The organism is Anaerococcus sp. (assembly GCF_022770135.1).
In the GTDB taxonomy this organism is placed as follows: domain Bacteria; phylum Bacillota; class Clostridia; order Tissierellales; family Peptoniphilaceae; genus Anaerococcus.
In genome coordinates, this window is the sequence record NZ_JALEIL010000115.1 from 1 (window position 1) to 4,270 (window position 4,270).

Sequence of the window (4,270 nt, forward strand, 5' to 3'; positions counted from 1 at the left end):
CCTGTTGGAGTCGACGATTGCGGATATCATATTTTGTGGGACCTTGTCGAAGTTTGCTAGAAGCTGTTTGGTATCTTTTGGCAGGCAGTATCCACCATAACCGAAAGAAGGGTTGTTGTAGTGGGTGCCGATTCTTGGATCGAGGCATACTCCGTTGATGATCTCTTCTGTATTTAGCCCCTTGCTTTCTGCGTAGGTATCAAGTTCGTTGAAGTAGGATACACGAAGGGCGAGATAGGTGTTTGCGAAAAGCTTGACTGCTTCTGCTTCTGTAAAGCCCATAAAGAGGGTAGGGATGTCCTTTTTGATGGCGCCTTCTTTAAGGAGATTTGCAAATATTTCTGCCTTGTCTCTACTTTGGTCATCACAGGATACGATGATTCTTGAAGGGTAGAGATTGTCATAGAGGGCCTTTGATTCACGGAGGAACTCAGGGCTAAAGATAATGTTATTACTCTTATATCTTTCTCTGATTTCTCTAGTGTAACCAACAGGGATAGTTGATTTGATAATCATAGTAGCTTCTGGGTTGACCTTAAGGACAAGCTCGATCACATCCTCTACGGCAGAGCAATCGAAGAAGTTCTTCTTGCTATCGTAGTTTGTAGGAGCTGCGATTACTACAAAGTCAGCATCCTTGTAGGCGGATTCTCCGTCTAGGGTTGCCCTTAAGTTTAGGTCTTTTTCTCTTAAGTATTTTTCTATATAATCATCCTGGATAGGGGAGATTTTATTATTAATCTTCTCAACTTTTTCTTCTACTATATCAACAGCAGTAACTTCGTTGTGTTGAGATAGGAGGGTTGCAATGGACATGCCTACATATCCAGTTCCCGCAACAGCGATTTTGTATTTCTTGTCTGATTTTATCTCTTTTCCGTAAGTTTCTTCCTCAAACATATCGACTACTTCAAAGTCCAAGACTTCTCCGATGGATTGTAGTTGGTCGATGGAAGGAGTGTAGTCACATGATTCCAAACGACTAATCATAGCCCTATTGATACCAGTAGTATCAGCAAGGCTAGCCTGAGTAAGACCTTTTTCTTTTCTCTTGTTAATGACAGTATCTGCCAATTTCTCTATAGATAATTTTTTCATTTTGTCTCCTAACTTTTCTGATGGATATATGATATCAGTGATGGGGTGTTTTGTCAATATAGATAACAATATTAGGAGTGTGGTTAGAGAATATGATGATAGATGATGTTTTAAATAACATGAAAATTTATTAGATCTTATTTTTTTGAGTTAATTGTGGTTTCTATTTAATTGTGAGCTTTAAAATAATTATAATTTTACTATTTCTTATGAGGCTTCTCCGCGTTGGTCGAAGCAAGGGAAGGGGAGAGAAAACTTCGTTTTCTTTCAATCCCTTATATCGAGCGAAGTCGAGATATCTCTTACAAATACTGTATTGTTATCATATTGTTTGAGACCTATCCAGTCCTCCACTAGCCTGACGGGCTTTTTTCGAGATGGCGTTAATAATAGTTTTGATTTAATTGTAGGTTTTAAAATAATTATAATTTTACTATCACTCGTTAGACCTCTCCGCTTCGGTCGAGGTAAGGGGAGTGGTAGGAAAGCGTGCTTTCCCTCATTCTTTACTTCACCACCTCTAATGGAATTGTCACAGTGGGTGTAGCGAACTGATGAAATTCCTTAATCGAGGCTTTGTGAGACGAGACGTAGCTGAGTCCGCAAACTACCGTCGAACTTTATGTGAGAGGTCTACAGAACTTTGGGGCATCTTTGTTTGGAGATTTTGTTAGTTATAGATTTACGTAGATGACTTAATCTATAATATCTATATGTCATCATAGACTGTAGATCTCTCGTCGCTCCGCTCTGTCGAGATGGCGATAATGGTATAAATTACTATAATTCTTGGTCTTAATAGAATTACACTTTTACTATTACGCGTGAGGCTTCTCCAGTCCTCCCCGAGCCGGACGGGCTTGATTTCGAAGCAAGGGAAGAAGAGAGAAAACTTCGTTTTCTTACCCCTTATGTCGAGTGTAAGTCGAGACATCTCTTATCAAATACTGTATTTTTTATTAAAAAATCTCCTTACTTCGCCACCTCCAATGGAATTGTCACAGTGAGTAAACGAACTGATGAAATTCCTTAATCGAGGCTTTGCGAGGCGAAGTCCTCCTAGAGCTGGACAGGCTTATTACTAAGCCCGCAAACTACCGTCGACAGAGCTTCCACGGGGAAGCGACGAGAGGTCTACAGAACCTTGGGACATTTTTATACGGTGTTTTTTCTATTTAGGTATTCTCCTAAATAACTAAATCTTTATTATCTACATGTTATCGTAGACTGTAGATCTCTCAGTCGTTCCTCTTTTGAGATGGGGAATTTTTATTTGAATTTATTCTCAAAGTATACACGATGATTTTAAGATACAGTTTATTAAATGAGATTTCTCCACAAGGTCGAAATAAGGGAAGGGGTAGGAAAGCGAGCTTTCCAACATTCCCTAGTCTTGGAGTAGTCGAGAGATCTCATCTTACAATTTTCTTATTTCCCCACATGAAAAGCCCGGTCTTTGCCGGGCCTTATAGGAGATATAAAATTTTGTTTAGTATATTGCGTTAACTTCTGCGGAAAATCCTGATACATTTGATATTTGTGGGTAGGAGATTGTTATTATTGCTCCTGTTGCTGGGAGCTTGTCTAGGTTCGTTAGGACCTCTACCTGGTATTTGTCTTGGCTTAGCCAGTAGTATTCTGCTTCTAGGGCCTTGTTTTCGTAGAGTTTGAGACCTGAGTCGGTGTTTAGGGTTTCGTGGCCTATGGCTGTGACGTCTCTTTCTTCGTGGAGGAACTTCAAGGCTTCTAGGGACCAGCCTGGAGTATGCTCGATTCCCTTTTCGTCCTTGTTAATGAAGGCATCCTCATCGCCAAACTTCTTGGACCAGTCAGTTCTTAGGGCTAGGAAAGACTTAGGCTCAATTTTTCCATTTTCTTCTTCGAATGCTAGGATGTCTTCTTTTGTGATCTCATAGTCAGGATTATCTCCTACTTTCTTAGAGATATCTATTACATAGAGGGGAAGGCATCTTTCGGCAAAGGGGATTTGGAGGAGGGTTCTGGTATTTTTGGCGAAGTGGTTTGGGGCGTCGATGTGGGTTCCGTATTGGCTTCCGATTGTAATTTCGTTACCCCAAAATCCGTCTTCATCTATTGTCGCTATGTCTTTTGTCCTTAGTGGGTTAAAGGCTTCGAAGTGGGGGATGTCGCTTGTTACTACATGACTTAGGCTTATCCACTCCTTATCTTTAAGCTCCCTTAATAGTGTGGAAAGATCTGCCATTATTCACCCCAGAACTCTTCTGCAATCCTGTGGCCTTGGTCTATTTTGGCCCATTGTTCTTCTTCTGTAAGTTCATTTCCACAGTCACATGAAGCGAAACCACATTGGTGGGATAGGTAGAGTCTATCTTTGTCGATGATTTTGCTTGCCTCTTCAAGGAGGTCGAAGGCTCTTTTTTCATCATCGAGGGTGTTGGTCTTGCTTGATAGGAATCCTAGGACGATTTCTACGTCGTCTCTGTTGTTGAAGGCGTTTAGGGCCTTTACTGATCCTGCTCTTTCGTCATCCCATTCTAGGTAGAATCTATCGTATTTTAGATTTTTGAAAAATAGGTCGGCGATTGATTCGTAGCTTCCATCAGAGAAGTTTCTGGATGAGTAATTTCCCCTGCAGTTGTGGGTGTAGACTGTGAGGCCAAGCTCGTGACCGTAATCGATTAGTTCGTTGTTGATGTCGATGTATTTTTGGGCAAGGGCTAGGTCCTTATCAAGGTCAGTTTGGTTGTTATCGTATTGGTTTTCCTTGTTTTCCTTAGCGAATTGTTCCCAAAGACAGTCATCAAATTGGATAATCTCTCCACCGACTTTTTTGAAGTCGTCTAGGAAGTCCTTGTAAGCTTGTTTAAGGTCAGCTTCAAAACTATCATTGTCTTCGTATGGTGAATCAGCTATAACATTTGAATTGACAAAGTCACCATAGATATGAGATGGGGAAGGGATGCATTGTTTAACCTCAGCTCTTCCATCGACAAGGTCCTTTAGTCTTTTGAAATGTTCGATAAAGACGTGGTTTTTTCCAGAAATCTTGCCGGTGATTTTAATCCCGATATCTTTTCTAGTCTCAAATTTCTCATCAGAATCTTTTTCTCTGAAGAAGTAGCCGGTTTTGTTGATAAATCTCTCACACCCATCTAGACCCCAACCGAAGTCAAGGTGCCAGAGTGATTTG

3 protein-coding genes are annotated in these 4,270 nt (G+C 40.7%); all 3 read right to left on the reverse strand.

The window, feature by feature from the left end; translation table 11 throughout:
• Positions 1 to 1,098 (reverse strand): nucleotide sugar dehydrogenase (locus MRZ08_RS06055; RefSeq protein ID WP_297380570.1); only part of this gene is annotated, 1,098 nt, incomplete at its 3' end.
• A 1,489-nt stretch (positions 1,099 to 2,587) separates the two neighbouring features.
• Positions 2,588 to 3,322, reverse strand: coding sequence for a cyclase family protein (locus MRZ08_RS06060; RefSeq protein ID WP_297380572.1), 735 nt, complete (start codon positions 3,320 to 3,322; stop codon positions 2,588 to 2,590).
• Positions 3,322 to 4,270 (reverse strand): 5-methyltetrahydropteroyltriglutamate--homocysteine methyltransferase (locus MRZ08_RS06065; RefSeq protein ID WP_297380575.1); only part of this gene is annotated, 949 nt, incomplete at its 5' end. The genes MRZ08_RS06060 and MRZ08_RS06065, both read right to left, overlap by 1 nt.